The sequence below is a fragment of the Pseudomonas thivervalensis genome (assembly GCF_001269655.1).
Taxonomy (GTDB): Bacteria; Pseudomonadota; Gammaproteobacteria; order Pseudomonadales; family Pseudomonadaceae; genus Aquipseudomonas; species Aquipseudomonas thivervalensis.
The window spans coordinates 70,619-96,811 of record NZ_LHVE01000016.1 but is presented as its reverse complement, the minus strand read 5'-3'; the positions used below and the strand labels follow the sequence as shown (position 1 = coordinate 96,811).

Sequence of the window (26,193 nt, the reverse complement as noted above, 5' to 3'; positions counted from 1 at the left end):
GGTGATCAATCCGTTCGTTGTGCAGGCCAGTGTCAGTAGTGGTACCACTTCACCTCGAGCATCACCTCGTTCTCCGGCGAGGCCAATTGGCTGAATTCCCGCTGGGCACTCAGGCGCAGGCCGAGGTTGCGGGACAATTCCCACTGCTGATTGAGGCTCAGGCTGCGACGCACTTCGCCGTTGACGAAATAATCGCCCTTGGCTTCCAGGCTCAGGTTGCCCAAGGGGTTCTTCCACAGCACACCGCTGTTGAAACCGGCGGCCGGGGCGATGAACTGGGCAAAATCGTTGTTGTGCTCAACCCGCAGCGTGCCCAGGGCAAAGCCCAGTACATCTTCGCCCAGCGCCCAGGTGCCGCCCGCGCCGCCGTTGACGTGGCTGACCAAGGTTTCATCGTCGTGTTTGCCTGGCACCCGCTCCAGGCCGCCGGTGACCTGCCAGGACAACGGTTGCAACAGTTCGTTGCGTGGGGTCAGGGAGCGAATGGTCGCCAGGTCCAGTTGCTGCACCTGCCAGTCGTTGCCCTCGTACTGGCGCAGTTTCAACTGCAGGATTTCGATCTGCGCCCCCAGTGGGAAGCTCTCGGCGTTGTCGTTGAGGTCGTGATAGGCCATGCGCAAGCCATATTCGCCGAACGCCCGGTCGCCCCGTGTACCGAGGCCGGCCTGCCAGGTGCGCGACTGGTGACCGTCCTCGGGCAGGCCCGGCTGCGGGATGTCGAGTTCCGGCGCGGGGTTCTGGTTGATCGCCCGCAACAGCTCGAAGCTGCGCTGGGCCCGTTTCGAATCACGTTCCTGGCCGTTGGCGCGATAGCGCTCCAGGCGATAGGCCGCGTCGATGATCAGCGCCTGGCGTTCGCGCGGCAATGCCTTGAAGGCCGGCGCTTGCAGCTGCTGCTGATCGGCGCTGACGTTCAGTACCCATTGCTGTTCATCATCGCTGAGCGGTTCAGCGCGGCTGAGCAGTTCCCGTTCCCGGGACGGTCGATACTGGATGCTTTCCACCAGGCCGGCCTCTTTTACCGCCTTGACGGTGTCGGTGGGAATCGCCGTCAGCGGAAATTGTTCGGTCAGGCGCAGGCTGGGACGGGCCACTTGCAGCAATTCGAGCAAGCGATAGGAACAGTTTTCGTCGAAGAAGAAATAGTCGAACTGAATCTGCTTGAGTTCCCAGACGTGTTCGACCATGCGTTCGGTTTCCGCCTGGCTCAGGTTGAGGCGGTATTCCCACAGGTCGCGGTTCTCCAGGCTACGGTATTCGGAGAGTTTTTCCTGGTACGGCACCAGGGCGAACAAGCCGGGATAGCCGCCCATCAGGCCCTTCCAGGCATAGAGAATGCTGTTGTCGGAACCTTCGATGTAGGCGCCGAAATTGATCGCGTAGCTGAGCAGGGCGGTCTTGTCGCTTTGCACGTCGGCCTGGTCGATGCGCAACAGGGTGTGGCCAAACATCGACGACGGGCTGTTCAGGTAGGCGGCGGGGAAAATCATCACCGCGCTATGGGGCGATACGTCCTTGAACCACTGGGTGAAGTCGCTGCAATCGACTGCCGGCAGGTCTGTCAGGTTGAGCTGTGCCTTGAGCCAGCGGGTTCGCGCCGGGTACACGCACTGGGCATGCTGCTGGCCAGCGCTGGCCGGGGCATACAAGGCGTGCAGCGTGGCGGTCAGTTCGCGGTCAGGATGTTCGTTGCCATCGGGCGCGAGGAAGAATTTTTTGTCGCTGATATAGCTGCGCCAGCCGCCGAGCTTGGCGGTTTCGTAGTGGCCCAGGGAGATCCAGAAGCGGTCATTGGCCAGTTGCTGCAAACGTTGAGGGTCGACATGAGGCGCGGCGGACAGCGGGGCGCACACACAGAGCGCCAGCCAGGCAAGGCGTTTGAGCATAGTCGGCTACTTGGAAAGTCGAAAAATAAAGACCGAAGGGGCCCCAAAAAGAAAACCCGCTCCCCGAGAGGAGCGAGTGCTGTCGAGCTTAAGCTTGAGTGGCGTACTTGGCCAGGCGAGGGTCGTTTTTCAGCACGGCCAGGGTGTTGGTATGCACGTCTTCGGCCGTCACGTCAGCCTTGCTGAAGATCTGCTGGAAGTGCTCGTGGGTCACAGCGGAGAAGTGCGCGCGGTCTTCCGGCGCCACGCCCAGTACCACGGCGTAGGTGGTCAGTGCTTCGCCCTGACCCTTGGCCATGTCTTCGGACAGCTCGTTCATCATGCCATTCATGGCCAGCCAGGACTTGCCGCCGTAGGTCAGTGCCGCGTTGGTCGAGCAACCGTTGGTGCCGGAGGTCATGCCGAAGGTGGCGTTACCGGACGTGCCATTGGTGGTGGATGCCAGGAAGTGTGCGGGGGTGCCACGCTGACCTTCGAACAGCATGTTGCCCCAACCGCAATCCGGGCCGCCCGGCGCCTGAGCCATGGCGTTGATGGATACAGCGGTGAAGAGAGTACCGAGAAGAATCCGTTTCATAGCTATGTTCTCTTTATGTGCATACCGATGGACAGGGTCTGGCCCCTACAGCAGCCAGTGGGCCGGTTATTGTTCCAGCCGCGCAGTTTGGAGTTTAGGCACGATCCGAGGGTTCCGTGACATTTTGCAAAAACATTACAGGGGATCACCGGTTTGCGAGGCGCCGCCCGGGGTTTTCCCGTTGACTATGCTTTGGTCTGAGGCGCTCCTTGCCAGTCAGGTACAGGCAGCGCCAGAATGCCGCTATCTGCCCCGCCTGATGTAAGGAAGCCCGATGCCTGATCCTGTTGCTGCCAGCTTGCGTCTAGCGCCCGAAGCGCTGACCCGTCCGTTTTCCGCTGAACAGTTCAGCTTCTCTACCACCAATGATCTGGAGCCCTTCCGCGGTGTGCTTGGCCAGGAACGTGCGGTCGAAGCCTTGCAGTTCGGCGTGGCCATGCCACGCCCCGGTTACAACGTATTCGTCATGGGCGAGCCCGGCACTGGCCGGTTTTCGTTCGTCAAACGCTACCTCAAGGCCGAAGGCAAGCGCCTGCAGACCCCGGCGGATTGGGTCTACGTCAACAACTTCGACGAGCCCCGCGAACCCCGCGCGCTGGAACTGCCGTCGGGTACGGCGGGTGCGTTCATCGGTGACATCAACGGCCTGATCGACAACCTGCTGGCGACCTTCCCGGCAGTGTTCGAGCACCCGTCCTACCAGCAGAAGAAAAGCGCCATCGATCGCGCCTTCAACCAGCGCTACGACCGGGCCCTGGATGTGATCGAGCGCCTGGCGCTGGAAAAGGACGTTGCGCTGTACCGTGACAGCAGCAACATCGCCTTCACGCCGATGAGCGAAGGCAAGGCCCTGGACGAGGCGGAATTCGCCCAGTTGCCGGAAGCCGAGCGCGAGCGTTTCCATGAGGACATCTCCGGCCTGGAAGAACGCCTGAACGAAGAGCTCGCCAGCCTGCCGCAATGGAAACGCGAGTCCAGCAACCAGTTGCGCCAGCTCAACGAAGAAACCATCACCCTGGCCCTGCAACCGTTGCTGGCGCCGCTGTCGGAAAAGTACGCGGAGAACGCCGCGGTCTGCGGCTACCTGCAAGCCATGCAGGTCTATCTGCTCAAGACCGTGGTCGAGCAATTGGTAGACGACAGCAAGAGCGACGCCATTGCCCGCAAACTGCTGGAGGAACAATACGCGCCGAGCCTGGTGGTCGGGCATCCGTCCAGTGGCGGCGCGCCGGTGGTGTTCGAACCGCACCCGACCTACGACAACCTGTTCGGCCGGATTGAATACAGCACCGACCAGGGCGCGCTCTACACCACCTACCGGCAGCTGCGTCCGGGCGCCTTGCACCGGGCCAATGGCGGCTTCCTGATCCTGGAAGCGGAAAAAATGCTCGGCGAACCGTTCGTATGGGATGCGCTCAAGCGTGCCCTGCAATCGCGCAAGCTGAAGATGGAGTCGCCCCTGGGTGAAATGGGACGCCTGGCCACGGTGACACTGACGCCGCAACATATTCCGTTGCAGGTCAAGGTCGTGATCATCGGCGCCCGTCAGCTCTATTACGCCTTGCAGGACCTGGATTCGGACTTCCAGGAAATGTTTCGCGTGCTGGTGGATTTCGACGAGGACATTCCGATGGGCGACGAGAGCCTGGAGCAGTTCGCCCAGTTGCTCAAGACCCGCACTTCGGAGGAAGGCATGGCGCCGCTGACCGCCGACGCGGTGGCGCGCCTGGCGACCTACAGCGCCCGCCTGGCCGAACACCAGGGGCGCTTGTCGGCGCGCATTGGTGACTTGTTCCAGTTGGTCAGCGAGGCGGATTTCATTCGCCAACTGGCCGGTGACGAAATGACCGATGCCGGCCACATCGAACGTGCCCTCAAGGCCAAGGCCACCCGCACCGGGCGCGTCTCGGCGCGAATCCTCGACGACATGCTGGCCGGGATCATCCTGATCGACACCGATGGCGCGGCGGTGGGCAAATGCAACGGGCTGACGGTGCTGGAGGTCGGCGACTCGGCGTTTGGCGTGCCGGCGCGAATTTCCGCCACGGTGTACCCGGGCGGCAGCGGCATCGTCGACATCGAGCGGGAGGTCAACCTTGGCCAGCCGATCCACTCCAAGGGCGTGATGATCCTCACCGGTTACCTGGGGAGTCGGTATGCCCAGGAATTCCCGCTGGCGATCTCGGCCAGCATCGCCCTGGAGCAGTCCTACGGTTACGTGGACGGCGACAGTGCGTCCCTGGGCGAGGCGTGCACGCTGATCTCGGCCCTGTCGAAGACACCGTTGAAGCAGTGCTTCGCCATCACCGGCTCGATCAACCAGTTCGGTGAAGTGCAGGCGGTGGGCGGGGTCAACGAGAAGATCGAAGGCTTCTTCCGCCTCTGCGAAGCTCGGGGTTTGACCGGTGAGCAGGGGGCGATCATTCCCCAGGCCAACGTCGCGACCCTGATGCTCGACGAGAAGGTGCTGGCCGCCGTGCGCGCCGGGCAGTTCCACGTCTATGCGGTGCGCCAGGCCGATGAAGCCCTGAGCCTGCTGGTGGGCGAGCCTGCCGGCGAGCCGGATGAAAACGGTGAGTTCCCGGAGGGCAGCGTCAACGCCCGGGTGGTGGAGCGGCTGCGGGTGATCGCCGAGATGATCAGCGAAGACGACATCAAGGAAGCGGAAAAGGAACTGGCGCAGCAGGCCCTGGCGGAGGCCAAGCCGGCTTGAGGCAATATTCGCGGCAATAAGCTGTTGTGGCGAGGGAGCTTGCTCCCGCTGGAGGGCGCAGCACTCCCAATCCAAACTGGGGTCGCTGCGCAACCCAGCGGGAGCAAGCTCCCTCGCCACAACAGCCAGTAAATAGTCACAGATCTGGCGTCAATATTCACACTGTGACCGCTCGGCGCATTCTGGTCTCGAAAGCCCTTGCTGTCGGAACTTTTCTTCTATCCTCAGCTCAAGGATAACGAGAGTCATCATTGGATCGAAACAGCCTCCCCCGAGACTGAATACCGGATCTACCGAGGGGCGCCGCCATGTCGCGCAACCTTTGCCTCACTCGTCAATGCCTGGGCCTTGTCACCCGTATCGAATGCGCCATCCGCCCCCTGGCGGGAGATACCGGGATGTGGACCTTGCTCTTCGCCGCCGGAATGGCTGGCGAACAACCCTCCGCGATCAAGGCCCAAGGGCCATTTCCCGGTCCGACTGCCGCCGAATCCATCCTCGATACCATTGTGCAAAGCCTGACCCTGCACGGCTATGAACTGGCCGACGACCCGCAGATCTGGTCCTTGCACATGCAGGCCCAACTGCGTGAAATCAATGGAGGCCGTTGCCGCAACGTCGGCGGCTTCGAGTTTCGTCCGCTGCATTGAAGGCCGTCACCGCACGGTCACCAGCAGAAAAATTTTGACACAAGGGCAGGGACCAGGGATGGCCCCGGCATTTGTGGGGCAGGTCGTGGCTGATATACTCGCCGCGTTTTTTCAGCCCAGGTGTGAGATTCAATGGAACGCTTTATCGAAAACGCAATGTATGCCTCCCGTTGGCTGCTGGCGCCGATCTACTTCGGGCTGTCCCTCGGCCTGCTGGCCTTGGCGCTGAAATTCTTCCAGGAAGTCTTTCACATCATCCCCAACGTGTTTGCCATGGCCGAGTCCGAGCTGATCCTGGTGCTGCTGTCGCTGATCGACATGGCGCTGGTAGGCGGCCTGTTGGTGATGGTGATGATTTCCGGCTACGAGAACTTCGTTTCGCAATTGGACATCGATTCCGACAAGGAAAAGCTCAACTGGCTGGGCACCATGGACTCTTCGTCGCTGAAGATGAAAGTCGCCGCCTCGATCGTGGCCATTTCCTCGATCCACCTGCTGCGCATCTTCATGGATGCCAAGAATGTCGATCCCGACCACCTGATGTGGTACGTGATCATTCACATGACCTTCGTGGTCTCGGCGTTTGCGATGGGCTACCTGGACAAACTGACCAAGCACTGAGGTCCGTTCATCGTATTGGCGCAACGCCCGCTTCAGGCGGGCGTTGTCGTTTCCGGCGTGGCGCTTTGGCGCGAGGGCTCGTCACCCGCCGTGGCATCTGTGCTAGTCTGCTCGCCCTTTTGGTTCCGGGCGCTCCGGGAGGCGCTGTGGCACACACGGCGATTCTCGAGCCGTCCGCACAGCGGAGCAGCATCATGTCCGAAGTTAACCTGTCCACCGACGAAACCCGCGTCAGCTACGGCATTGGCCGTCAGTTGGGCGACCAACTGCGCGACAACCCGCCACCGGGCGTGAGCCTGGACGCGATCCTGGCTGGCCTGACCGACGCATTCGCCGGCAAGCCAAGCCGCGTGGGCCAGGACGAGATGTCCGCCAGCTTCAAGGTCATTCGTGAAATCATGCAAGCCGAAGCAGCCGCCAAGGCTGAAGCCGCTGCTGGCGAAGGCCGTGCGTTCCTGGCGGAAAACGCCAAGCGTGAAGGCATCACTACCCTGGCTTCCGGCCTGCAATTCGAAGTGCTGACCCAGGGTGAAGGCGCCAAGCCGACTCGTGAAGACCAGGTGCGCACCCATTACCACGGCACCCTGATCGACGGCACTGTGTTCGACAGCTCCTATGATCGCGGCCAGCCAGCCGAATTCCCGGTAGGCGGCGTGATCCCAGGCTGGACCGAAGCACTGCAACTGATGAACGCTGGCAGCAAATGGCGCCTGTACGTGCCGAGCGAACTGGCTTACGGCGCTCAAGGCGTTGGCAGCATTCCACCGCACAGCGTGCTGGTGTTCGACGTCGAGCTGTTGGACGTGCTGTAAGGTATCGGCGTTTAAACAGACTTTTGTGGGAGCGAGCCTGCTCGCGATGGCGGTCAGTCAGTCGATATCGATGTTGAATGACACACCGCTTCGCGAGCAGGCTCGCTCCCACAGGGTTTGCTGTTTCATCCATGGAACCTGCCGCTGAAATCACCCGCAGGGCGCAACGCCCGGGCATAGCAGAACAGGAACAGATTGCGCACCAGCTCCTTGAGCACCAACGGCTCACTGGAATTGAGGCTGTTGAGGTCCAGGTCCCCTTGGTCCTGCAGCTCGTTCAGGGCTTCCTCTTCAAGCACCGCACAAACTTCCCCGGTTTCCCGATGCAGGATCCTCAGGTAGGGATGTGGGCGGTCCAACCAGGCATCGATCAAATAAGTCATGGTTCTCATCTCCTTGATGGGTTCGATGAGAATAATTCTTATTCGCTAAATAGCAAGTCTCTATTGGCGTTGCGATTGTTTTTCTGACGATGGGTTGTGCTAGCTCAAGAGGGCTGGCACTTGGGTAACGCCCGGAAAATGGGGGCTGAAGCGGGGGAGGGCGAAGCTCCATCCCACGCACGGGGCATGGGATGGGATACAGCAGAATCAGACTTTTCTGACGAACTCGGATTTGAGTTTCATCGGGCCGATGCCGTCGATCTTGCAATCGATGTCGTGGTCGCCGTCGCACAGGCGGATGTTCTTGACCTTGGTGCCGACCTTGACCACCAGCGAGGTGCCCTTGACCTTGAGGTCCTTGATCACGGTGATGGTGTCGCCGTCCTGCAGGACGTTGCCGACCGAATCCTTCTTCACGGTGTCGTCGGACGCCGCTTCAACTTCGCCGTTGGCGGACCACTCATGGGCACACTCCGGGCAGACCAGTTGGGTACCGTCTTCGTAGGTGTATTCGGAATTGCATTTCGGGCAGGGAGGCAACGTGCTCACTAAGGTTCCTTGGGTATCAGGAGGACAAAAGGGCGCACATTGTATAGGGTTTTGTTGCGAGATGGGTGGTGCGGGGCTTTTGTGGCGAGGGAGCTTGCTCCCTCGCCACAAAAAGCTCGCCGTTTTCATGCGATCAGTGCGTACGCGCCACCGCAAACTCGCTCAGTTCCACCAGCGCATCGCGGTATTCGCTGGCCGGCAGGGCGTCGAGGCATTTGATGGCGCGGGCGACGTAGTCCCGGGCCAGTTTCGCGGTGTAATCCAGCGAGCCAGAGGCTTCGACCGCGACACGGATGCTTTCCAGGTCTTCGATCCCGCCTTTCTGGATTGCCTGGCGTACCAGTGCCGCCTGTTCCGGCGTGCCCTCGCGCATGGTGTAGATCAGCGGCAGGGTCGGCTTGCCTTCGGCCAAGTCGTCACCAACGTTCTTGCCCAGGGTTTCGGCGTCGCCCTTGTAGTCGAGCAGGTCGTCCACCAACTGGAAGGCCACGCCCAGGTGGTCGCCGAAGGTGCGCAGCGCTTCGCTCTGCTCGGTGGTGGCGCCGGCCAGGGCCGCGGCACTGTGGGTCGAGGCTTCGAAGAGCATCGCGGTCTTGCCGCGGATGACTTCCATGTAGGTTTCTTCCGTGGTGCTGGCATCGCGCACCTTGGACAGCTGCAACACTTCGCCTTCGGCGATGATGCGCGTGGCCTGGGACAGGATCTTCATCACCGGCATCGAGCCCAGCTCGACCATCATTTCGAATGAGCGCGAATACAGGAAGTCGCCCACCAGCACGCTCGGGGCATTGCCCCACATGGCGTTGGCGGTCGAACGGCCGCGGCGCATGCCGGACATGTCGACCACGTCGTCGTGCAGCAGGGTCGCGGTGTGCAGGAACTCGATGGTGGCAGCCAGCAGGCGCATGTCGTCGCCTTCGCGACCCAGGGCCTTGCCGCACAGCAGCACCAATAACGGACGCAGGCGCTTGCCACCCGCCGAGGTAATGTAGTCGCCGATTTTCGATACCAGCGGCACTCGGGAAGTCAGCTGCTTCTTGATGATACCGTCGACGGCACTAAAATCGTCCGCCACTGCGCGGTAGAAAGCTTGGGGTTGCATCAGCGACAGGCGCTCCAGAAGGGTTGCGCGGCATGCTAGGACCCACATCCAGGCCTGTCAAGGCGCGATGGACGGCTACTTGCAAGGCCTTCCTGCCTTGCGTACAATCGCGCACCCTGAACTTCCTGGGCAGCACCTGCCTTACGCAATTGCATCCGGGCCTTCCAGCCCATGCAGCCATGCCAGCCAATACCTCTTCTTATAAAGCGCTGGGTGAGCAGGATTATCGGAGAAATACCATGTCGTACGCAGTAATTGTTACTGGTGGCAAGCAATACAAGGTCGCCCCAGGTGAATACCTGAAGATCGAAAAACTGGAAATCGCTACCGGCGAATCCGTGACTTTTGATCGCGTTCTGTTGGTCGCCAATGGCGATGACGTGAATATCGGCGCTCCAGTCGTTGCTGGCGCTACCGTTGTGGCTGAAGTGATCTCCCAAGGTCGTCACGATAAAGTCCGCATCATCAAGTTCCGTCGCCGTAAGCACCACATGAAGCGTATGGGCCACCGCCAGTGGTACACCGAGATCAAAATCACCGGTATTCAGGCTTAATTTCAGCCTAATTCCTCACTAGGAGAATTGAACTCATGGCACACAAAAAAGCTGGTGGTAGTACCCGTAACGGTCGCGACTCAGAAGCCAAACGCCTTGGCGTGAAGATGTATGGCGGCCAGGCTATCAAAGCAGGCAACATCATCGTGCGTCAGCGCGGCACCCAATTCCACGCTGGCTACGGCGTGGGCATGGGTAAAGATCACACCCTCTTCGCTAAAGTCGAAGGCGTGATCAAGTTCGAAGTAAAAGGCGCCTTCGGTCGTCGTTACGTAAGCGTTATCGCAGCTTAATTGCGAGACCGCTGGAAAAGCCCTGTCTTGCGACGGGGCTTTTTCGTTTGTGGGGTGAGTCTCTTGCAAAACTGTTTGTATGGGCTGTCGGCGCTGCGGTTGGGGCGTGTTTTCAGGTCGCTGCGCTCATTTTTGCAAGAGTCTTATGTCTTGTTTTTTTGGCTCGTCCGTATGGCGAGAGGCGTGTGTCATGAAGTTTGTTGATGAAGTATCGATTCGAGTGAAGGCTGGCGACGGCGGCAATGGTTGCATGAGTTTCCGTCGGGAAAAGTTCATTGAAAACGGTGGCCCGAACGGCGGCGACGGTGGCGACGGTGGCTCGATCTACATGCTCGCCGACGAAAACCTCAATACCCTGGTGGATTACCGTTACACCCGGCACTTCGATGCCGAGCGTGGCTCCAACGGCGGCAGCACCGACTGCACCGGCAAGAAGGGCGAAGACCTGATCCTGCGCGTGCCGGTTGGCACCACGGTGATCGATTCGGCCACCCAGGAAGTGATTGGCGACCTGACCAAGGCGGGCCAGCGTCTGCTGGTCGCCCATGGCGGTTGGCACGGCCTGGGCAACACCCGTTTCAAATCCAGTACCAACCGCGCCCCGCGCCAGACCACGCCAGGCAAGCCGGGCGAGCAGCGTGACCTGAAGCTGGAAATGAAGGTGCTGGCCGACGTGGGTCTGCTGGGCCTGCCGAACGCCGGTAAAAGTACTTTCATTCGCTCGGTATCCGCGGCCAAGCCGAAAGTGGCTGATTACCCGTTTACCACCCTGGTGCCGAACCTGGGCGTGGTCAGTGTCGACCGCTGGAAAAGCTTCGTGATCGCCGACATCCCGGGGTTGATCGAAGGCGCTTCCGAAGGTGCCGGCCTGGGGATTCGCTTCCTCAAGCACTTGTCCCGTACTCGCCTGTTGCTGCATCTCGTCGACATGGCGCCGCTGGATGAAACCAGTGCCGCCGATGCCGCCGAAGTCATCGTCAACGAGCTGACCAAATTCAGCCCGGCCCTGGCTGAGCGCGACCGTTGGCTGGTGCTGAACAAGTGCGACCAGATCCTCGAAGAAGAGCATGAGGAGCGGGTCAAGGAAATCGTCGACCGCCTGGAGTGGGAAGGTCCGGTCTACGTGATCTCGGCCATTGCCAAGGAAAACACCGAGCGCCTGTGCCACGACATCATGCGCTACCTGGAAGATCGTGCCGATCGCCTGGCCAACGACCCGGTCTACAAGGAAGAGCTGGCCGAGCTCGACCAGCGCATCGAAGACGAGGCTCGCGCCCAGTTGCAGGCGCTGGACGACCAGCGTGCCCTGCGCCGCAGTGGCGTCAAGTCGGTCCATGACATCGGTGACGACGATTGGGACGAAGAAGATGTGGATGACGAGGACGGTCCGGAGATCATCTACGTCCGCGACTGATCGTGTGCTGATGCAAGCTGCTTGAGGTCAAAACCTGTGGGAGCGAGCCTGCTCGCGATGGCGGTGTATCAGTCAGTATCGATGCTGCTGACCCAATGCAATCGCGAGCAGGCTCGCTCCCACAAGGATTCTCGAGTGGCTGGCATGGGGACAGGTTCAAGTGTTTCAGTGCAGTGTTATCATCGCCGGCAAGCCGGTTTCCGAGGCGCCGCTCATTCGAGCGGCGTTTTGGTATCTGTAAAACGCAAATACGAATAATCCCATGGGCGGCGCTGGGTCGCGCCGTTCGCTGGCAAAGGTTGAAGATGATGCGGAGCAAGGTGACGGGTGCGCAGCGCTGGGTCGTGAAGATCGGCAGCGCACTGCTGACGGCGGATGGCAAGGGCCTGGATCGCCAGGCGATGGCGGTGTGGGTCGAGCAGATGGTGGCCTTGCATGAGGCTGGCGTCGAGCTGGTATTGGTCTCTTCCGGGGCTGTGGCCGCTGGTATGAGCCGCCTGGGCTGGACGTCGCGACCCAGTGCGATGCATGAGCTGCAGGCTGCCGCCGCCATCGGCCAGATGGGCCTGGTGCAGGCCTGGGAGTCGAGCTTTGCCGAGCACGGGCGTCATACGGCGCAGATCCTGCTGACCCACGACGACTTGTCCGACCGCAAGCGCTACCTCAATGCCCGCAGTACCCTGCGTGCGCTGGTGGAGCTGAAAGTCATCCCGGTGATCAACGAGAACGACACGGTGGTCACCGACGAGATCCGTTTCGGCGATAACGACACCCTGGCCGCGCTGGTGGCGAACCTGGTGGAGGCAGACCTGTTGGTGATCCTCACGGATCGCGACGGTATGTTCGATGCCGATCCGCGCAACAATCCCGATGCCAAGCTGATTTATGAAGCCCGTGCCGACGACCCGGCGCTGGATGCGGTGGCGGGCGGCACCGGCGGTGCGCTGGGGCGTGGCGGCATGCAGACCAAGCTGCGTGCGGCGCGTCTGGCGGCACGCTCCGGCGCCCACACCATCATTGTCGGCGGGCGGCTGGAGCGGGTGCTGGATCGTCTGAAGTCGGGCGAACGCATTGGCACCTTGCTCTCGCCGGAGCGCGGCATGCTGGCGGCGCGCAAGCAGTGGCTGGCTGGGCACCTGCAGACCCGCGGCACCCTGGTGCTGGACGCCGGTGCCGTATCCGCCCTGTCCCAGGGCAACAAGAGCCTGCTGCCGGTGGGCGTGAAGTTGGTCCAAGGCAGTTTCCGTCGAGGCGAAATGGTCGTGTGCGTGGCGCCGGACGGTCGCGAGATCGCCCGTGGCCTGGCCAACTACAGCGCGCTGGAAGCTCAGAAAATCATCGGTCAATCGTCTGATGCGATTGTCGGTCTGTTGGGTTACATGGCGGAGCCCGAACTGGTTCACCGTGACAACCTGATCCTCGTCTAAGGAAAAATCATGGGTGTGGCAAAAGGATTGATCGGCTTGCTGTTGGCGCTGCCGCTGCTGGCTTCTGCCGAGGAAATTGGTCAGGTGTCGACTGTGTTCAAGTTCGTCGGGCCGAATGACCGGATTGTGGTCGAGGCGTTCGACGATCCCAAGGTGGATGGCGTGACCTGTTACCTGTCGCGAGCCAAGACCGGCGGTGTAAAAGGCGGCCTGGGCCTGGCCGAGGATCGTGCCGAAGCGTCCATCGCCTGCCGCCAGGTCGGGCCGATCAGCTTCAAGGGTGAACTCAAGGACGGCGAAGAGGTGTTCCGCGAGCGCACTTCGCTGGTGTTCAAGACCATGCAGGTGGTGCGGTTCCTCGACAAAAAGCGCAATACCCTGGTGTACCTGGTCTACAGCGACCGCGTGATCGAGGGCAGCCCGCAGAATGCGGTGACGGCGATTCCGATCTTGCCTTGGCGTTAAGTATCGACTGACGGGCGAGCCAATCGGCTCGCTTTTTTGATTTCCATGGATGTGTTGTGCTTTTGGCGCGAAGGGATTCGTATGCGTGCGTTTTTGCTGCTGTTTGTATTGGGTTGTTCGGTGTCCGTCGGGGCTTTGGCCGAGCCGTTTTATAGCGAAAAACCCCTGGCCCACCCGCTGATAAAAACTTCCCAGGAGAGTGGGGCGACGCTGGCATTTATCCGCGAGGCCGAGGGTGTCGTAGGCTACTCATGCCTGTGTGAATCGCCGGATGGGGTCCCGCACGTGCTCGACCGGTATGGCGATGCCAGTGTCGAGTCGGTGTTCTACGCCAGCCTTGACAGTGATCTCCAGACGTTGGTCGTGCTGTCGCGGGCAAAGGGGCGGTACGCCCTTCATGGTTATCGCTTCGTACCGTCCACCGGTATGTATCGCCGACTTGAGACGCTTCAGCCGGTGTTGGATCGTATCGCCGCTGATCGCAAGGTCCTTACTGCTGCGCTGGTCCAGAAAGAGCTGGGCAAGTTGCCACCCTACGATTACAGCGCTGTGTTGCCCAAGACCGGTATCGCCGAGTTCGATACGCTGGAGCCCGCGAGTGGCACGCTGGTGGGGTACTTCGGCGTCGACGGTGTCCCGGCGTCGGTGGGGCAGCCGCCAGAGGATCCTCATCGCGACACCTACAAAAAGACTTTTCAGCAGCGTGAAGGGCGCTGGCTCACGCTGACGTACGAGCGCGTGCCGCCTCAGGATGAGGATGTGGGGGCTGCCTATCGTGTCAGTCGGATGGCTTGGGAAACCAATCCCAAGGTGTACCAGGGCTCCGAGGATGGGGCGTGGGCGGCCTTGGGTAATGGGCGGCTTTGGGTGTTGGGTTCGTATGCCCGGGGAAAACGGTCGGGCAAATGGACGGAGTTCGACGAGTCGGGCTATGAGTCCATCGGCGCCTATGTGGATGGATTGCGCCAAGGGCCGTGGGTCATCAGTGACAGGGGTTCGGTTTCCAGCGGCATGATGGTCGACGACTTCTACGAAGGGCGCTGGACGATCGAGGTGCGCGACGATGAGGAGTCGACGTCCGGCTTCGATACTTACAAGCATGGTGATTTTGACGGGCCTTCCGAGCGTGTGCGTCAGGGTGAGGTTGTCCAGCGTGGCGACTTCGTGGCGGGGCTGCAGCACGGTGACTGGAAAATGCCGTGGGGCGAGGGGCGTTACGTGCAAGGTGTCCGGGAAGGTCGTTGGACATTGAAGATGGAAGGCGGTGGGGTTCAGGCCGTGGATTTCGTCGCGGACAAGAAGCAAGGCGAATTGCGCGAAGTGGATGCTGCGGGTGTGTTGCGACTCGTCGAGCATTACCGCGCGGGTGTGCTGGATGGGTTGAAAGAGACCTACGCAGCGAATGGCAAGCTCACCTATTCGGCCAACTATGCCAACGGCCAGATCGAGGGGCGGGCGCTGACCTACACCGATGACGGTGCTGTGCTGCTTTCGGATATCTCGTGGCGCCATGGTTCGCGAGAGGGCGCCTTTCGTCTCTATCACCCCAATGGCCAGCCCGATACGGTGGCAACGTACGAAAAGGATGAGCCCATTGGCAACGTGCAATCATTCGATGCGAATGGGGTGTTGATCGCGGACCGCAACTATTGCCATGTGCCGGATGGGAAGTACACCCGCATCAAGCTGTGCGGCAAGCAGCGCGGGGCGTTCAATGACGGCCACTTCGACTCCGAGAGTGACTACCTGTTCGGTAATGAGCAAAGCGCGCGCCACACCCGGGATGGGCGCAAGGTCCGGGAGGTGCTGTTGGGGCCTGATGATCGCGTGACTCGTAACGAGTACTACCCCGATGGCCAGTTGAAGTTCTCTGAAGCCAAGCAGGGCTTTCGGTTGATAACGGTCGAGGGGCGCGAATACAAGGATTACTCGTACGCCAAGCGCGAAGGCGAGACGGTTTATTACTACCCGACGGGTGTGGTTGAGCGCCGCATGAACTTCAAGGATGACAAGATCGTGGGCTGCTATACCGGCTACGATCAGGCGGGTGTACAGAATTTCCCGCCACCGGGAGGCTGCCCTCCGCCGAAGCCGGTGGTGTTCAATTTTGGCGAGTAGGGATTCTGCTGATTGGAAGTCGCCGCAGGCCCAAGTGTGGGGCTTGCTCGCGAAGACGGTTGCACAGTCAGTATCTCTGCTAGCTGACCCACCGCTTTCGCGAGCAAGCTCGCTCCCACAGGGTGGGCAGTGGTGTTCTGGTTAGAGGTTAAATCGCAGGCAATAAAAAACCGACCCTGAGGTCGGTTTTTTAATGAGCGTGTCGCTTAGGCAGCAGCGGCAACGTTCAGGGCCTTTACGTGGCCATTCAGGCGGCTCTTATGGCGAGCAGCCTTGTTCTTGTGGATGATGCCTTTATCGGCCATACGGTCGATAACTGGCACAGCCAGAACGTAAGCAGCTTGAGCTTTTTCAGCGTCTTTTGCGTCGATGGCCTTGACTACGTTCTTGATGTAGGTACGGACCATGGAACGCAGGCTGGCGTTGTGGCTGCGACGCTTCTCAGCCTGTTTTGCACGTTTTTTGGCGGAAGGTGTGTTGGCCACCGTCGAGCTCCTCGAAAGACTTTTTGGGAAATAGCAAACAAAATAGGCCGCGAATCATGCCGATGAGTTGAAGTCTTGTCAAGGGCGGGTGACGCGTTCCGCTGAATGGCAGGTGCGGCGCACCGGAGGATTTCTTTCCGGCGTGCGACCTGTAAACTCGCGGGCTTTGGCTCTGCACTGTTTAGCGGCGCGGAGTATCGCACAAGTGGGCGCGTTGTTCGCCTGCTGTTTATCGACAGGCAAAAACTCTTTTCATGAATCTGCTCAAATCGTTGGCCGCCGTCAGCTCTATCACAATGCTATCCCGCGTCCTGGGGTTCGTTCGCGATACGTTGATCGCACGGATATTCGGCGCCGGGATGGCCACCGACGCCTTCTTCATCGCTTTCAAACTGCCCAACCTGTTGCGCCGGATCTTTGCCGAAGGGGCCTTTTCCCAGGCTTTCGTGCCGATCCTGGCGGAATATAAAAGCCAGAAGGGCGACGAGGCGACTCGCACATTCATTGCCTACGTGACCGGCTTGCTGACATTGGTGCTGGCGCTGGTCACGGCTGCCGGCATGCTCGCCGCGCCCTGGGTGATCTGGGCCACGGCGCCGGGCTTCACCGATACCCCGGAAAAATTCCAGCTCACCGCCGATCTGTTGCGGGTGACCTTTCCTTATATATTGCTGATTTCCCTGTCCTCCCTGGCCGGGGCGATCCTCAATACCTGGAACCGCTTTTCCGTGCCGGCCTTTGTGCCGACCCTGCTCAACGTCAGCATGATTGTGTTCGCGGTGTTCCTGACGCCTTACTTCGATCCGCCGGTAATGGCCCTGGGTTGGGCGGTACTGGTAGGCGGCCTGGCGCAACTGCTGTATCAACTGCCGCACCTGAAAAAGATCGGCATGCTGGTGCTGCCGCGGCTGAACTTGCGCGACAGCGGCGTGTGGCGGGTCATGAAGCAGATGCTGCCGGCGATCCTGGGGGTGTCGGTGAGCCAGATTTCCCTGATCATCAACACCATCTTTGCCTCGTTCCTGGTGGCCGGCTCGGTGTCGTGGATGTACTACGCCGACCGCTTGATGGAGTTGCCGTCCGGCGTGCTCGGCGTGGCCCTGGGCACGATCCTGCTGCCGACCCTGGCCAAGACCTACGCCAGCCAGGACCGCCACGAATACTCGCGGATTCTCGATTGGGGCCTGCGCTTGTGCTTTGTGCTGGTGCTGCCATGTGCCCTGGCGCTGGGAATCCTCGCCGAGCCGCTGACGGTCTCGTTGTTCCAGTACGGCCAGTTCAATGCTTTTGATGCCTCGATGACCCAGCGGGCATTGATCGCTTACTCGGTGGGCTTGCTCGGGATCATCGTGATCAAGGTGCTGGCGCCTGGGTTCTACGCCCAGCAGAACATTCGCACGCCGGTGAAGATCGCCATTTTCACCCTGGTGATGACGCAGCTCTTCAACCTGCTGCTCATCGGCCCGCTGGCCCACGCCGGCCTGGCCCTGGCGATCAGCGCCGGTGCCTGCCTCAATGCAGGGCTGCTGTTTTACCAGTTGCGCAAGCAGAAGATGTATCAACCGCAGCCGGGCTGGGGCAAGTTCGGCCTCAAGCTGCTGGTGGCCGTGGCCGTGATGTCGGCGGTATTGCTCGGGGCGATGCATTTCATGCCGGCCTGGGGCGAAGGCCAGATGCTCGAGCGTTTCCTGCGCCTGGGGCTGTTGGTGGTTGCCGGCGTGGTGGCGTATTTCGGCATGTTGCTGCTGATGGGGTTCCGTCTGCGCGACTTCAATCGCAAGGCCTTGAGCTGAGGGCGGACCCTCGATAATCCCGGGCCGGGCAGTGGTTTTGTCGGTTCGATCACTTTGGGTTACGGTGTTGCCTGTCGTCGGCCGCCGGGTGTGGTTATAATCGGCCACTTTATGAGCAAGAAGCGCGTTATGCAGCTGGTTCGAGGCCTCCACAACCTGCGCCCCCAGCATCGGGGCTGTGTCGCCACTATTGGCAACTTTGACGGTGTTCACCGTGGCCACCAGGCTATCCTGGCGCGGCTGCGCGAGCGGGCGCTGGAATTGGGCGTGCCCAGTTGCGTGGTGATCTTCGAGCCGCAGCCCCGGGAATTTTTCGCCCCGGACACCGCCCCGGCCCGTCTGGCCCGGTTGCGGGACAAGCTGCAACTGCTGGCTGCCGAAGGCGTCGACCGGGTCCTGTGCCTGGCCTTCAACCAGCGCCTGAGCAAGCTCAGCGCCGCCGAATTCGTCGATACCATCCTGGTGGACGGTCTTGATGTGAAACATCTGGAAGTCGGCGACGATTTCCGTTTCGGCTGCGATCGATCCGGGGATTTCGATTACCTGCAACAGGCCGGTATCGCCCAGGGTTTCACCGTCGAAGCGGCGCAGACCGTTGAAATGGATGGCTTGCGCGTCAGCAGCACCCAGGTCCGCAATGCCCTGGCCGCGGCCGACTTCGAATTGGCCGAGCGCTTGCTCGGTCGGCCGTACCGGATTGCCGGGCGGATCCTGCACGGGCAGAAACTGGCGCGCCAATTGGGCACGCCGACGGCCAACGTGCAGCTCAAGCGTCGTCGCGTGCCGCTGACCGGGGTGTTCCTGGTGAGTGTCGAGATCGACGGCAAGACCTGGCCCGGCGTCGCCAACATCGGCGTGCGACCCACGGTCCAGGGCGATGGCAAGGCCCACCTTGAAGTACATGTTCTGGATTTTGCCGGCGATCTGTATGACCGGCGTTTGACGGTGGTTTTCCACCATAAGCTGCGTGAAGAGCAGCGTTTTGCCTCTCTGGAGGCGCTCAAGACGGCGATCCATGCAGATATCGCCGCCGCCCGTGCCCTTGTCGCAACCAGCGCCAATCGCTAATGAAGAGCCTTAAATGACCGACTATAAAGCCACGCTAAACCTTCCGGACACCGCCTTCCCAATGAAGGCCGGCCTGCCTCAGCGCGAACCTCAGATTCTGCAGCGTTGGGACAGCATTGGCCTGTACGGAAAGTTGCGCGAAATTGGCAAGGATCGTCCGAAGTTCGTCCTGCACGACGGCCCTCCGTACGCCAACGGCACCATCCACATCGGTCACGCGCTGAACAAGATTCTCAAGGACATGATCATTCGCTCCAAGACCCTGTCGGGTTTTGATGCGCCGTATGTCCCGGGCTGGGACTGCCATGGCCTGCCGATCGAGCACAAGGTCGAAGTGACCCACGGCAAGAACCTGGGCGCGGACAAGACCCGCGAGCTGTGCCGTGCCTACGCCACCGAGCAGATCGAAGGGCAGAAGTCCGAATTCATCCGCCTCGGCGTGCTGGGCGACTTCGCCAACCCGTACAAGACCATGGACTTCAAGAACGAAGCCGGCGAAATCCGTGCCCTGGCGAAAATCGTCGAGGGTGGCTTCGTGTTCAAGGGCCTCAAGCCGGTGAACTGGTGCTTCGATTGCGGTTCGGCCCTGGCCGAGGCGGAAGTCGAGTACGAAAACAAGAAGTCCTCGACCATCGACGTCGCGTTCCCGATCGCCGATGAAGACAAACTCGCCGCCGCGTTCGGCCTGGGCAAGCTGGCCAAACCGGCCTCGATCGTGATCTGGACCACCACCCCGTGGACCATCCCGGCCAACCAGGCGCTGAACGTCCACCCGGAATTCAACTACGCCCTGGTCGACGTCGGCGACAAGCTGCTGGTGCTGGCCGAAGAACTGGTCGAATCCTGCCTGGCCCGCTACAGCCTCCAAGGTTCGGTAGTCGCCACGGCCCCAGGTTCGGCGCTGGAGCTGATCAATTTCCGTCATCCGTTCTATGACCGCCTGTCGCCGGTTTACCTGGCTGACTACGTGGAACTGGGCGCAGGCACCGGCGTGGTTCACTCCGCGCCGGCCTATGGCGTCGACGACTTCGTGACCTGCAAGAAGTACGGCATGGTCAACGATGACATTCTCAACCCGGTGCAGAGCAATGGTGTGTACGCGCCGTCGCTGGAGTTCTTTGGCGGCCAGTTCATCTGGAAAGCCAACCCGGCCATCGTCGACAAGCTGACCGAAGTCGGCGCGCTGCTGCACACCACCGTCATCGAACACAGCTACATGCACTGCTGGCGCCACAAGACCCCGCTGATCTACCGCGCCACCGCGCAGTGGTTCATCGGCATGGACAAGCAGCCCACCCGCGGCGACACCCTGCGCCAGCGCTCGCTCAAGGCTATCGAGGAAACCCAGTTCGTGCCGGCCTGGGGCCAGGCGCGCCTGCACTCGATGATCGCCAACCGTCCGGACTGGTGCATCTCCCGCCAGCGCAACTGGGGCGTGCCGATCCCGTTCTTCCTGAACAAAGAAAGCGGCGAGCTGCACCCGCGCACCGTCGAACTGATGGAAGTCGTGGCCAAGCGCGTCGAAGCCGAAGGCATCGAGGCCTGGTTCAAGCTGGATGCCGCTGAGCTGCTGGGCGACGAAGCGCCGCTGTACGACAAGATCAGCGACACCCTGGACGTCTGGTTCGACTCCGGCACCACCCATTGGCACGTGCTGCGCGGTTCGCACCCGATGGGCCACGAGAGCGGCCCGCGCGCCGACCTGTACCTGGAAGGTTCGGACCAGCACCGTGGCTGGTTCCACTCGTCCCTGTTGACCGGTTGCGCCATCGACAACCACGCGCCGTACCGCGAGCTGTTGACCCACGGCTTCACCGTCGACGAGTCTGGCCGCAAGATGTCCAAGTCCCTGGGCAACGTGATCGCGCCGCAGAAAGTCAACGACACCCTGGGCGCCGACATCATGCGCCTGTGGGTCGCGTCCACCGACTACTCCGGCGAGATGGCCGTTTCCGATCAGATCCTGCAGCGCAGCGCGGACGCCTACCGGCGGATCCGTAACACCGCGCGTTTCCTGCTTTCCAACCTGACCGGCTTCAACCCGGCCACCGACCTGCTGCCGGCCGAAGACATGCTCGCGCTGGACCGTTGGGCCGTGGACCGTACCCTGCTGCTGCAGCGCGAGTTGCAGGAGCACTACGGCGAATATCGCTTCTGGAACGTCTACTCCAAGATCCACAACTTCTGCGTGCAGGAGCTCGGTGGTTTCTACCTCGACATCATCAAGGACCGCCAGTACACCACGGGCGCCAACAGCAAGGCCCGTCGTTCGTGCCAGACTGCGCTGTTCCACATCAGCGAGGCGCTGGTGCGCTGGATCGCGCCGATCCTGGCGTTCACCGCCGACGAGCTGTGGCAGTACCTGCCAGGCGAGCGCAACGAGTCGGTGATGCTCAACACCTGGTACGAAGGCCTGACCGAACTGCCGCAAGGCTTCGAGCTGGACCGTGCGTATTGGGATCGCGTGATGGCGGTCAAGGCTGCGGTCAACAAGGAAATGGAGATCCAGCGGGCGGCCAAGGCCGTCGGCGGCAACCTCCAGGCCGAAGTGACCCTTTATGCCGAAGAAGCCCTGGGCGCCGACCTGGCCAAGCTGGGCAACGAGCTGCGCTTCGTGTTGATCACCTCCACTGCCAGTGTTGCACCTTTCGTGCAGGCGCCGGCCGATGCGGTGGCCACCGAAGTCAGCGGCCTGAAGCTGAAGATCGTCAAGTCGAACCACACCAAGTGCGCCCGCTGCTGGCACTGTCGCGAAGACGTTGGCGTGAACCCGGAGCATCCGGAAATCTGCGGTCGTTGCGTGGACAACATCAGCGGTGCTGGCGAGGTTCGCCACTATGCCTAACGCAGCGGGCCGCTTCGGGCGGTTGGGCTGGCTCTGGTTGAGCGTGCTGGTCCTGGTCATCGACCAGGCCAGCAAGTACTACTTCGAGAACTCGCTGACGATGTACCAGCAGATCGTGATCATTCCCGATTACTTCAGCTGGACCTTGGCCTACAACACCGGGGCGGCGTTCAGTTTCCTGGCCGACAGTTCCGGCTGGCAGCGCTGGCTGTTTGCCCTGATCGCCATTGTGGTCAGTGCCGTGCTGGTGGTCTGGCTCAAGCGCCTGGGGCGCAATGAGACCTGGCTGGCCGTGGCGCTGGCCTTGGTGCTCGGTGGTGCCTTGGGCAATCTCTATGACCGCATTGCCCTGGGCCACGTCATCGATTTCATCCTGGTGCATTGGCAGAACCGCTGGTATTTCCCGGCGTTCAACTTTGCCGACAGTGCCATCAGCGTGGGCGCCGTGATGCTCGCCCTGGACATGTTCAAGAGCAAGAAAACCGGAGAAGCCGTCCATGACTGAGCAGCGTATCGCTCAAAACACCGAAGTGAAGCTTCACTTCGCCCTGCACCTGGAAAACGGCGACACCGTCGACAGCACCTTCGACAAGGCGCCGGCGGTGTTCAAGGTCGGTGACGGCAACCTGCTGCCAGGCTTCGAAGCGGCGATCTTCGGTTTCAAGGCCGGCGACAAGCGCACCGTGGTCGTGCCACCGGAAAACGCCTTTGGTCAGCCCAATCCGCAAAACGTGCAGACCATGCCACGCTCCCAGTTCCAGGGCATGGAGCTGTCCGAGGGCCTGCTGGTGATTTTCAACGACGCGGCCAATACCGAACTGCCGGGTGTGGTGAAGGCGTTCGATGACGCCCAGGTGACCGTGGACTTCAACCATCCACTGGCGGGCAAGGCCTTGAACTTCGAAGTGGAAATCCTTGAAGTGAAGGCGTTGTAACTGACTGGATGCGGTTTAGTGTGGGAGCGGGCTTGCTCGCGAAGGCGGAGTGTCAGCCAACATTAATGTTGAATGTAAGGCCCTCTTCGCGAGCAAGCCCGCTCCCACATGGATCTTCATTGTTTTCCGAGCCTTTGGTTCGATCAACAGGCAATTCTTGCGCGCAAGACACGAGGCACAGCATGCAAATCAAACTCGCCAACCCCCGTGGCTTCTGCGCCGGCGTGGACCGGGCGATCGAAATCGTCAACCGCGCCCTGGAAGTCTTCGGGCCGCCGATCTACGTGCGCCACGAAGTGGTCCACAACAAGTTCGTCGTCGAAGACCTGCGCAGCCGTGGGGCGATTTTCGTCGAGGAACTGGACCAGGTGCCGGACGACGTGATCGTGATCTTCAGCGCCCACGGGGTTTCCCAGGCCGTGCGCAGCGAAGCCGCCGGCCGTGGCCTGAAGGTGTTCGACGCGACGTGCCCATTGGTGACCAAGGTGCACATCGAAGTGGCGCGCTACAGCCGTGACGGTCGCGAATGCATCCTGATCGGCCATGAAGGCCATCCGGAAGTCGAAGGCACCATGGGCCAATACGATGCCAGTAACGGTGGTGCGATCTACCTGGTCGAAGACGAGGAGGATGTTGCAGCCTTGCAGGTACGCAACCCCGAGAGCCTGGCCTTCGTGACCCAGACGACCCTGTCCATGGACGACACCAGCCGTGTGATCGATGCCCTGCGCGCGCGCTTTCCGGCCATCGGCGGTCCGCGCAAGGATGACATCTGCTACGCCACCCAGAACCGTCAGGATGCAGTCAAGCAACTGGCCGACGAATGCGATGTGGTGCTGGTGGTCGGTAGCCCGAACAGTTCCAACTCCAACCGCTTGCGCGAGTTGGCCGAGCGCATGTCCACTCCGGCCTACCTGATCGACGGTGCCGAGGACATGCAGCGCAGTTGGTTCGAGGGCGTCGAGCGTATCGGCATCACCGCCGGTGCTTCCGCGCCGGAAGTCCTGGTGCGTGGCGTGATCCAGCAGTTGCAGGCCTGGGGTGCCACCGGAGCCGATGAACTGGCCGGTCGCGAGGAGAACATCACGTTCTCGATGCCGAAAGAGCTGCGCGTCCGCTCCTTGCTTTAAGTCCTTTCTCGCACAAGGGCTCTTCGGCTTCGACGCTTTCCAGGCGGACGCGGCCGGAGGGCGCCAATATCACTTGATGATGGCTGACCGGCCCGCGTTTGGCGCAGACATGCAGCGTGCCGGCCTGGAAGGCGCCGCTGGGGCGCAGGGCTTCTCCCTGGCTGCCGAATCTCACCCGGCGTTTCACCGGCCAGTTGCCAAACACCCGAGCGCTTGCGCTGCGTTCCATCAGCACGGTCTTCTCCTTGTCGTCCAGGGTGATGCGCCAGCCTCGGCCCCAATCGTTGTCTATCCCTCTGAGCACGACCGTCCGGTTGCGCGCGATGGCTTCGCTACGGGCGCTACGCAACCCGCTGATCAACAATTGCGCGGTGTCCTCGCGTTCGATGGACTCGATCAGCTCTTTGTAGCCCGCGCCAGCCCACGACAGAACAATTGCGGCAATTGCCAGTCCCATGAGCAGTTCGATCAGGCTGAAGCCCTGTTGATACATGACATCTCCTCCCTGGAGAGTGTGAAGCGGCGCGATTTTGCAAGGAACTCAGTGTGGCAGGCAGCATGTTGTGGCGAGGGAGCTTGCTCCCGCTCGGCCGGGCTGGCGCTCCAGCGCGTAGCGGCCGCTATTTTGGGGCTGCTGCGCAGCCCAGCGGAGCAAGCTCCCTCGCCACAGGCAGCGGTTTGTTCTAGCGTGTACAAGCAGGTATAGCCGACGGCAACGGAGGGCACCGATGGATCTTCGTACAAAAGGTTTCACGCTGATCGAGGTGCTGGTGGCCCTCGGCGTGCTGCTGATCCTGATTACCATGGCGGTACCGTCATTTACCGGCTCGCTGCAAAGCACCAAGGCCGACACCGATATCGACGACTTGCGCCGGGCGCTGAACTTTGCGCGGATGGCGGCGATCGACCGCGGTGTCACCACGCGCATCCGCCCCACGGCCGAGGGCAGCGCCTGGAGCAGCGAATTGACGGTATATGACGGCACTGGCTCGCCGGCCAATGTATTGCGGGTTGTTCCAGCGATGAGCAGTGGCGCGACTCTGACGCTAACCTCAGAGGTGAACAACATCGATTTCAACAACCTCGGTGGGTTATCGGCGCCGGCCACGCCGGTGAGCTTCAATTACGTAAGAGGGGCGCAGAGCAGGACGCTGAGTGTTTGCCTCAATGGACGAATCGTATCGGGTGGAAGTTGCGGATGAAGGGTTGCAGTAAAAGGACACAGCGGGGCATGACGTTGATCGAGGTGCTGGTGGCAGTGCTGATTCTCGGCGTCGGCTTGCTGGGGGCGGCGATGATCCAGCTCAATGCGCTCAAGTACACCGACAGCTCGCGCATGACCAGCCAGGCCAGCTTCATTGCCTACGACCTGCTGGACCGCATTCGCGCCAACTCCGGCGCCGACTACACCATCACGCCGCCCAGCTCGCCGAACCTCAACGTGACCCGTGACCAGGACCTTTATGATTTCAAGACCAACATCATTGCCTTTGGCGGCGCCACGGCCACCGGCACCATTGCGTTGAACCAGCGGGTCTACACCATCACCATTTCCTGGGATGACGCCCGGGCCGCCAACACTACCGACGCGGCCGAGGCGCGGCGCAGCTTTGTCCTGACCAGCCGCGTCGCTGTCGATCCGCTGGGAACGCCGCCATGAACAGGCGTAGCCGCGGCTTCGGCCTGATCGAATTGATGATCGCACTGGTGCTCAGCCTGATCGTCGTGCTGGGTGTCGTGCAGATATTCATCGCCGCCAAGAACACCTACGTCAGCCAAAGTGCAGCGGCGGTGATGCAGGAGGACGCGCGGTTCGTCCTGAGCAAAATGGTCCAGGAGCTTCGCATGGTGGGCATGTTCGGCTGCCTGGGGACCATTACTGACGCTTCCACGGCCAATGATTTCAATGCCAGCCAGATCACCCCGATCCGTTGGGATAACGCCAACCGGAGGCTGACCCTGGTCACCGCCGACATAGGCAATGGCGGCAGCGCTCCAACCTGGACCATCGTCTCCGATTGCCGCACCTCGGCGACGGCCTATACCAACGCACGGCTACCGGCGGCGGGGCAGTTGGCCTTCCCGATCCGTCGACTGGTCTACAGCTTCAGCAACAACCAATTGCTCCTGGGCAGCGGCACCGGCAATCCGCCGACCCTGTCGGTGCTGGTGGACAACGTACGGGCGTTCGACGTGACGTTCGGCGTGGCCGGCAGCGCGACGGACATCGCGGCGTCGAGCTACACCAGCAACCCGGCTGACCCGGCCCTGATCCGCAGCGTGCGCCTCACCTTGACGCTCTTTGATCCAAGGAATGCGGTGCGCGAGCAGACCTTCAATGTGGTTGCCGCCTTGCGCAACCGGCTGCTATGA

At 61.3% G+C, this 26,193-nt stretch carries 26 protein-coding genes; 19 read left to right on the top strand and 7 right to left on the bottom strand.

Annotated features, from left to right (window positions below; all coding sequences use genetic code 11):
- Positions 1 to 32 precede the first annotated feature (32 nt).
- The gene (locus AD659_RS23045; protein ID WP_053125397.1) at positions 33 to 1,886 is read right to left on the bottom strand and encodes an Lnb N-terminal periplasmic domain-containing protein; all 1,854 of its coding nucleotides are present in this window, start codon (positions 1,884 to 1,886) and stop codon (positions 33 to 35) included.
- Between the two features lie 88 nt (positions 1,887 to 1,974).
- On the bottom strand, positions 1,975 to 2,463 hold the full coding sequence (locus tag AD659_RS23040; protein WP_030140293.1) for a DUF3015 domain-containing protein: 489 nt from the start codon (positions 2,461 to 2,463) through the stop codon (positions 1,975 to 1,977).
- 274 nt (positions 2,464 to 2,737) lie between these two features.
- Here AD659_RS23040 and AD659_RS23035 point away from each other — a divergent pair, with 274 nt between their 5' ends.
- From AD659_RS23035 to bamJ, 4 genes are all read left to right on the top strand, one after another.
- Positions 2,738 to 5,176: a Lon protease family protein gene (locus tag AD659_RS23035; RefSeq protein WP_053125395.1), complete on the top strand. Its 2,439-nt coding sequence runs from the start codon at positions 2,738 to 2,740 to the stop codon at positions 5,174 to 5,176.
- Positions 5,177 to 5,484: 308 nt separating this feature from the next.
- Positions 5,485 to 5,826, top strand: a complete 342-nt coding sequence (locus AD659_RS23030; RefSeq protein WP_013694243.1) for a PA4575 family protein — start codon at positions 5,485 to 5,487, stop codon at positions 5,824 to 5,826.
- 132 nt (positions 5,827 to 5,958) lie between these two features.
- Complete coding sequence (locus tag AD659_RS23025; RefSeq protein ID WP_053125393.1) at positions 5,959 to 6,447, top strand: TIGR00645 family protein; 489 nt, start codon at positions 5,959 to 5,961, stop codon at positions 6,445 to 6,447.
- Between the two features lie 194 nt (positions 6,448 to 6,641).
- Complete coding sequence (bamJ, locus tag AD659_RS23020) at positions 6,642 to 7,259, top strand: BamJ family beta-barrel-assembly machinery protein (RefSeq protein WP_003205746.1); 618 nt, start codon at positions 6,642 to 6,644, stop codon at positions 7,257 to 7,259.
- Between the two features lie 125 nt (positions 7,260 to 7,384).
- Here bamJ and AD659_RS23015 read toward each other — a convergent pair whose 3' ends face one another.
- The 3 genes from AD659_RS23015 to AD659_RS23005 form a co-directional block, all read right to left on the bottom strand.
- Positions 7,385 to 7,642, bottom strand: a complete 258-nt coding sequence (locus AD659_RS23015) for a PA4570 family protein (RefSeq protein WP_053125388.1) — start codon at positions 7,640 to 7,642, stop codon at positions 7,385 to 7,387.
- Positions 7,643 to 7,849: 207 nt separating this feature from the next.
- Positions 7,850 to 8,191 carry a zinc ribbon domain-containing protein YjdM gene (locus AD659_RS23010; RefSeq protein WP_053125386.1) on the bottom strand — a complete coding sequence of 114 codons (342 nt, stop codon included), beginning with the start codon at positions 8,189 to 8,191 and terminating at the stop codon, positions 7,850 to 7,852.
- Positions 8,192 to 8,324: 133 nt separating this feature from the next.
- The gene (locus AD659_RS23005; protein WP_053125384.1) at positions 8,325 to 9,293 is read right to left on the bottom strand and encodes a polyprenyl synthetase family protein; all 969 of its coding nucleotides are present in this window, start codon (positions 9,291 to 9,293) and stop codon (positions 8,325 to 8,327) included.
- Positions 9,294 to 9,532: 239 nt separating this feature from the next.
- Between AD659_RS23005 and rplU the strand changes: the two genes are divergently transcribed.
- The 6 genes from rplU to AD659_RS22975 all read left to right on the top strand — a co-directional run bounded on the left by rplU (position 9,533) and on the right by AD659_RS22975 (position 15,564).
- Positions 9,533 to 9,847: a 50S ribosomal protein L21 gene (rplU, locus tag AD659_RS23000; RefSeq protein ID WP_003176051.1), complete on the top strand. Its 315-nt coding sequence runs from the start codon at positions 9,533 to 9,535 to the stop codon at positions 9,845 to 9,847.
- Between the two features lie 35 nt (positions 9,848 to 9,882).
- Positions 9,883 to 10,140, top strand: coding sequence for a 50S ribosomal protein L27 (rpmA, locus tag AD659_RS22995; protein WP_003205738.1), 258 nt, complete (start codon positions 9,883 to 9,885; stop codon positions 10,138 to 10,140).
- A 190-nt stretch (positions 10,141 to 10,330) separates the two neighbouring features.
- On the top strand, positions 10,331 to 11,554 hold the full coding sequence (gene cgtA / locus AD659_RS22990; RefSeq protein ID WP_030140288.1) for an Obg family GTPase CgtA: 1,224 nt from the start codon (positions 10,331 to 10,333) through the stop codon (positions 11,552 to 11,554).
- Positions 11,555 to 11,862: 308 nt separating this feature from the next.
- A complete protein-coding gene (proB, locus tag AD659_RS22985) occupies positions 11,863 to 12,981 on the top strand; it encodes a glutamate 5-kinase (RefSeq protein WP_030140287.1) in 1,119 nt (372 codons plus the stop codon).
- A 9-nt stretch (positions 12,982 to 12,990) separates the two neighbouring features.
- A complete protein-coding gene (locus tag AD659_RS22980) occupies positions 12,991 to 13,446 on the top strand; it encodes a CreA family protein (RefSeq protein WP_053125382.1) in 456 nt (151 codons plus the stop codon).
- Between the two features lie 81 nt (positions 13,447 to 13,527).
- On the top strand, positions 13,528 to 15,564 hold the full coding sequence (locus AD659_RS22975; RefSeq protein WP_053125380.1) for a toxin-antitoxin system YwqK family antitoxin: 2,037 nt from the start codon (positions 13,528 to 13,530) through the stop codon (positions 15,562 to 15,564).
- Between the two features lie 206 nt (positions 15,565 to 15,770).
- Here the strand turns inward: AD659_RS22975 and rpsT are convergent, their stop codons facing one another.
- Positions 15,771 to 16,049, bottom strand: coding sequence for a 30S ribosomal protein S20 (gene rpsT / locus AD659_RS22970; protein ID WP_003185593.1), 279 nt, complete (start codon positions 16,047 to 16,049; stop codon positions 15,771 to 15,773).
- A 254-nt stretch (positions 16,050 to 16,303) separates the two neighbouring features.
- On the opposite strand from rpsT, the gene murJ reads away from it, so the two are divergent.
- The 6 genes from murJ (at position 16,304) to ispH (ending at position 23,820) form a co-directional block, all read left to right on the top strand.
- Positions 16,304 to 17,842 carry a murein biosynthesis integral membrane protein MurJ gene (gene murJ, locus AD659_RS22965; protein WP_053125378.1) on the top strand — a complete coding sequence of 513 codons (1,539 nt, stop codon included), beginning with the start codon at positions 16,304 to 16,306 and terminating at the stop codon, positions 17,840 to 17,842.
- Positions 17,843 to 17,971: 129 nt separating this feature from the next.
- Complete coding sequence (ribF, locus tag AD659_RS22960) at positions 17,972 to 18,910, top strand: bifunctional riboflavin kinase/FAD synthetase (RefSeq protein ID WP_053125376.1); 939 nt, start codon at positions 17,972 to 17,974, stop codon at positions 18,908 to 18,910.
- Between the two features lie 13 nt (positions 18,911 to 18,923).
- Positions 18,924 to 21,755, top strand: coding sequence for an isoleucine--tRNA ligase (ileS, locus tag AD659_RS22955; RefSeq protein WP_053125374.1), 2,832 nt, complete (start codon positions 18,924 to 18,926; stop codon positions 21,753 to 21,755).
- Complete coding sequence (gene lspA / locus AD659_RS22950) at positions 21,748 to 22,260, top strand: signal peptidase II (protein WP_014340279.1); 513 nt, start codon at positions 21,748 to 21,750, stop codon at positions 22,258 to 22,260. The genes ileS and lspA overlap by 8 nt, the downstream gene beginning before the upstream one ends.
- Entirely contained in the window at positions 22,253 to 22,690 is a 438-nt protein-coding gene (locus AD659_RS22945) for an FKBP-type peptidyl-prolyl cis-trans isomerase (protein ID WP_053125371.1), read from the top strand. The genes lspA and AD659_RS22945 overlap by 8 nt, the downstream gene beginning before the upstream one ends.
- A 182-nt stretch (positions 22,691 to 22,872) precedes the next feature.
- Positions 22,873 to 23,820: a 4-hydroxy-3-methylbut-2-enyl diphosphate reductase gene (ispH, locus tag AD659_RS22940; RefSeq protein WP_053125369.1), complete on the top strand. Its 948-nt coding sequence runs from the start codon at positions 22,873 to 22,875 to the stop codon at positions 23,818 to 23,820.
- Here ispH and AD659_RS22935 read toward each other — a convergent pair.
- Positions 23,774 to 24,313, bottom strand: coding sequence for a GspH/FimT family pseudopilin (locus tag AD659_RS22935; RefSeq protein ID WP_053125367.1), 540 nt, complete (start codon positions 24,311 to 24,313; stop codon positions 23,774 to 23,776). The genes ispH and AD659_RS22935 overlap by 47 nt on opposite strands.
- 235 nt (positions 24,314 to 24,548) lie before the next feature.
- On the opposite strand from AD659_RS22935, the gene AD659_RS22930 reads away from it, so the two are divergent.
- The 3 genes from AD659_RS22930 to AD659_RS22920 are packed head-to-tail and all read left to right on the top strand — an operon-like array spanning position 24,549 to position 26,193.
- Complete coding sequence (locus AD659_RS22930) at positions 24,549 to 25,022, top strand: GspH/FimT family pseudopilin (RefSeq protein WP_053125365.1); 474 nt, start codon at positions 24,549 to 24,551, stop codon at positions 25,020 to 25,022.
- Positions 25,019 to 25,480 (top strand): type IV pilus modification protein PilV, encoded by a 462-nt coding sequence (gene pilV / locus AD659_RS22925; protein ID WP_053125364.1) that lies wholly within the window; start codon positions 25,019 to 25,021, stop codon positions 25,478 to 25,480. The genes AD659_RS22930 and pilV overlap by 4 nt, the downstream gene beginning before the upstream one ends.
- Positions 25,477 to 26,193, top strand: a complete 717-nt coding sequence (locus tag AD659_RS22920) for a PilW family protein (protein ID WP_053125363.1) — start codon at positions 25,477 to 25,479, stop codon at positions 26,191 to 26,193. The genes pilV and AD659_RS22920 overlap by 4 nt, the downstream gene beginning before the upstream one ends.

Coding starts and splice junctions, on each gene's coding strand:
- AD659_RS23045 (WP_053125397.1), bottom strand. CDS start 1,886: ATGCTCAAACGCCTTGCCTGGCTGGCGCTCTGTGTGTGCGCCCCGCTG.
- AD659_RS23040 (WP_030140293.1), bottom strand. CDS start 2,463: ATGAAACGGATTCTTCTCGGTACTCTCTTCACCGCTGTATCCATCAAC.
- AD659_RS23035 (WP_053125395.1), top strand. CDS start 2,738: ATGCCTGATCCTGTTGCTGCCAGCTTGCGTCTAGCGCCCGAAGCGCTG.
- AD659_RS23030 (WP_013694243.1), top strand. CDS start 5,485: ATGTCGCGCAACCTTTGCCTCACTCGTCAATGCCTGGGCCTTGTCACC.
- AD659_RS23025 (WP_053125393.1), top strand. CDS start 5,959: ATGGAACGCTTTATCGAAAACGCAATGTATGCCTCCCGTTGGCTGCTG.
- bamJ (WP_003205746.1), top strand. CDS start 6,642: ATGTCCGAAGTTAACCTGTCCACCGACGAAACCCGCGTCAGCTACGGC.
- AD659_RS23015 (WP_053125388.1), bottom strand. CDS start 7,642: ATGACTTATTTGATCGATGCCTGGTTGGACCGCCCACATCCCTACCTG.
- AD659_RS23005 (WP_053125384.1), bottom strand. CDS start 9,293: ATGCAACCCCAAGCTTTCTACCGCGCAGTGGCGGACGATTTTAGTGCC.
- rplU (WP_003176051.1), top strand. CDS start 9,533: ATGTCGTACGCAGTAATTGTTACTGGTGGCAAGCAATACAAGGTCGCC.
- rpmA (WP_003205738.1), top strand. CDS start 9,883: ATGGCACACAAAAAAGCTGGTGGTAGTACCCGTAACGGTCGCGACTCA.
- cgtA (WP_030140288.1), top strand. CDS start 10,331: ATGAAGTTTGTTGATGAAGTATCGATTCGAGTGAAGGCTGGCGACGGC.
- proB (WP_030140287.1), top strand. CDS start 11,863: ATGCGGAGCAAGGTGACGGGTGCGCAGCGCTGGGTCGTGAAGATCGGC.
- AD659_RS22980 (WP_053125382.1), top strand. CDS start 12,991: ATGGGTGTGGCAAAAGGATTGATCGGCTTGCTGTTGGCGCTGCCGCTG.
- AD659_RS22975 (WP_053125380.1), top strand. CDS start 13,528: ATGCGTGCGTTTTTGCTGCTGTTTGTATTGGGTTGTTCGGTGTCCGTC.
- murJ (WP_053125378.1), top strand. CDS start 16,304: ATGAATCTGCTCAAATCGTTGGCCGCCGTCAGCTCTATCACAATGCTA.
- ribF (WP_053125376.1), top strand. CDS start 17,972: ATGCAGCTGGTTCGAGGCCTCCACAACCTGCGCCCCCAGCATCGGGGC.
- ileS (WP_053125374.1), top strand. CDS start 18,924: ATGACCGACTATAAAGCCACGCTAAACCTTCCGGACACCGCCTTCCCA.
- lspA (WP_014340279.1), top strand. CDS start 21,748: ATGCCTAACGCAGCGGGCCGCTTCGGGCGGTTGGGCTGGCTCTGGTTG.
- AD659_RS22945 (WP_053125371.1), top strand. CDS start 22,253: ATGACTGAGCAGCGTATCGCTCAAAACACCGAAGTGAAGCTTCACTTC.
- ispH (WP_053125369.1), top strand. CDS start 22,873: ATGCAAATCAAACTCGCCAACCCCCGTGGCTTCTGCGCCGGCGTGGAC.
- AD659_RS22935 (WP_053125367.1), bottom strand. CDS start 24,313: ATGTATCAACAGGGCTTCAGCCTGATCGAACTGCTCATGGGACTGGCA.
- AD659_RS22930 (WP_053125365.1), top strand. CDS start 24,549: ATGGATCTTCGTACAAAAGGTTTCACGCTGATCGAGGTGCTGGTGGCC.
- pilV (WP_053125364.1), top strand. CDS start 25,019: ATGAAGGGTTGCAGTAAAAGGACACAGCGGGGCATGACGTTGATCGAG.
- AD659_RS22920 (WP_053125363.1), top strand. CDS start 25,477: ATGAACAGGCGTAGCCGCGGCTTCGGCCTGATCGAATTGATGATCGCA.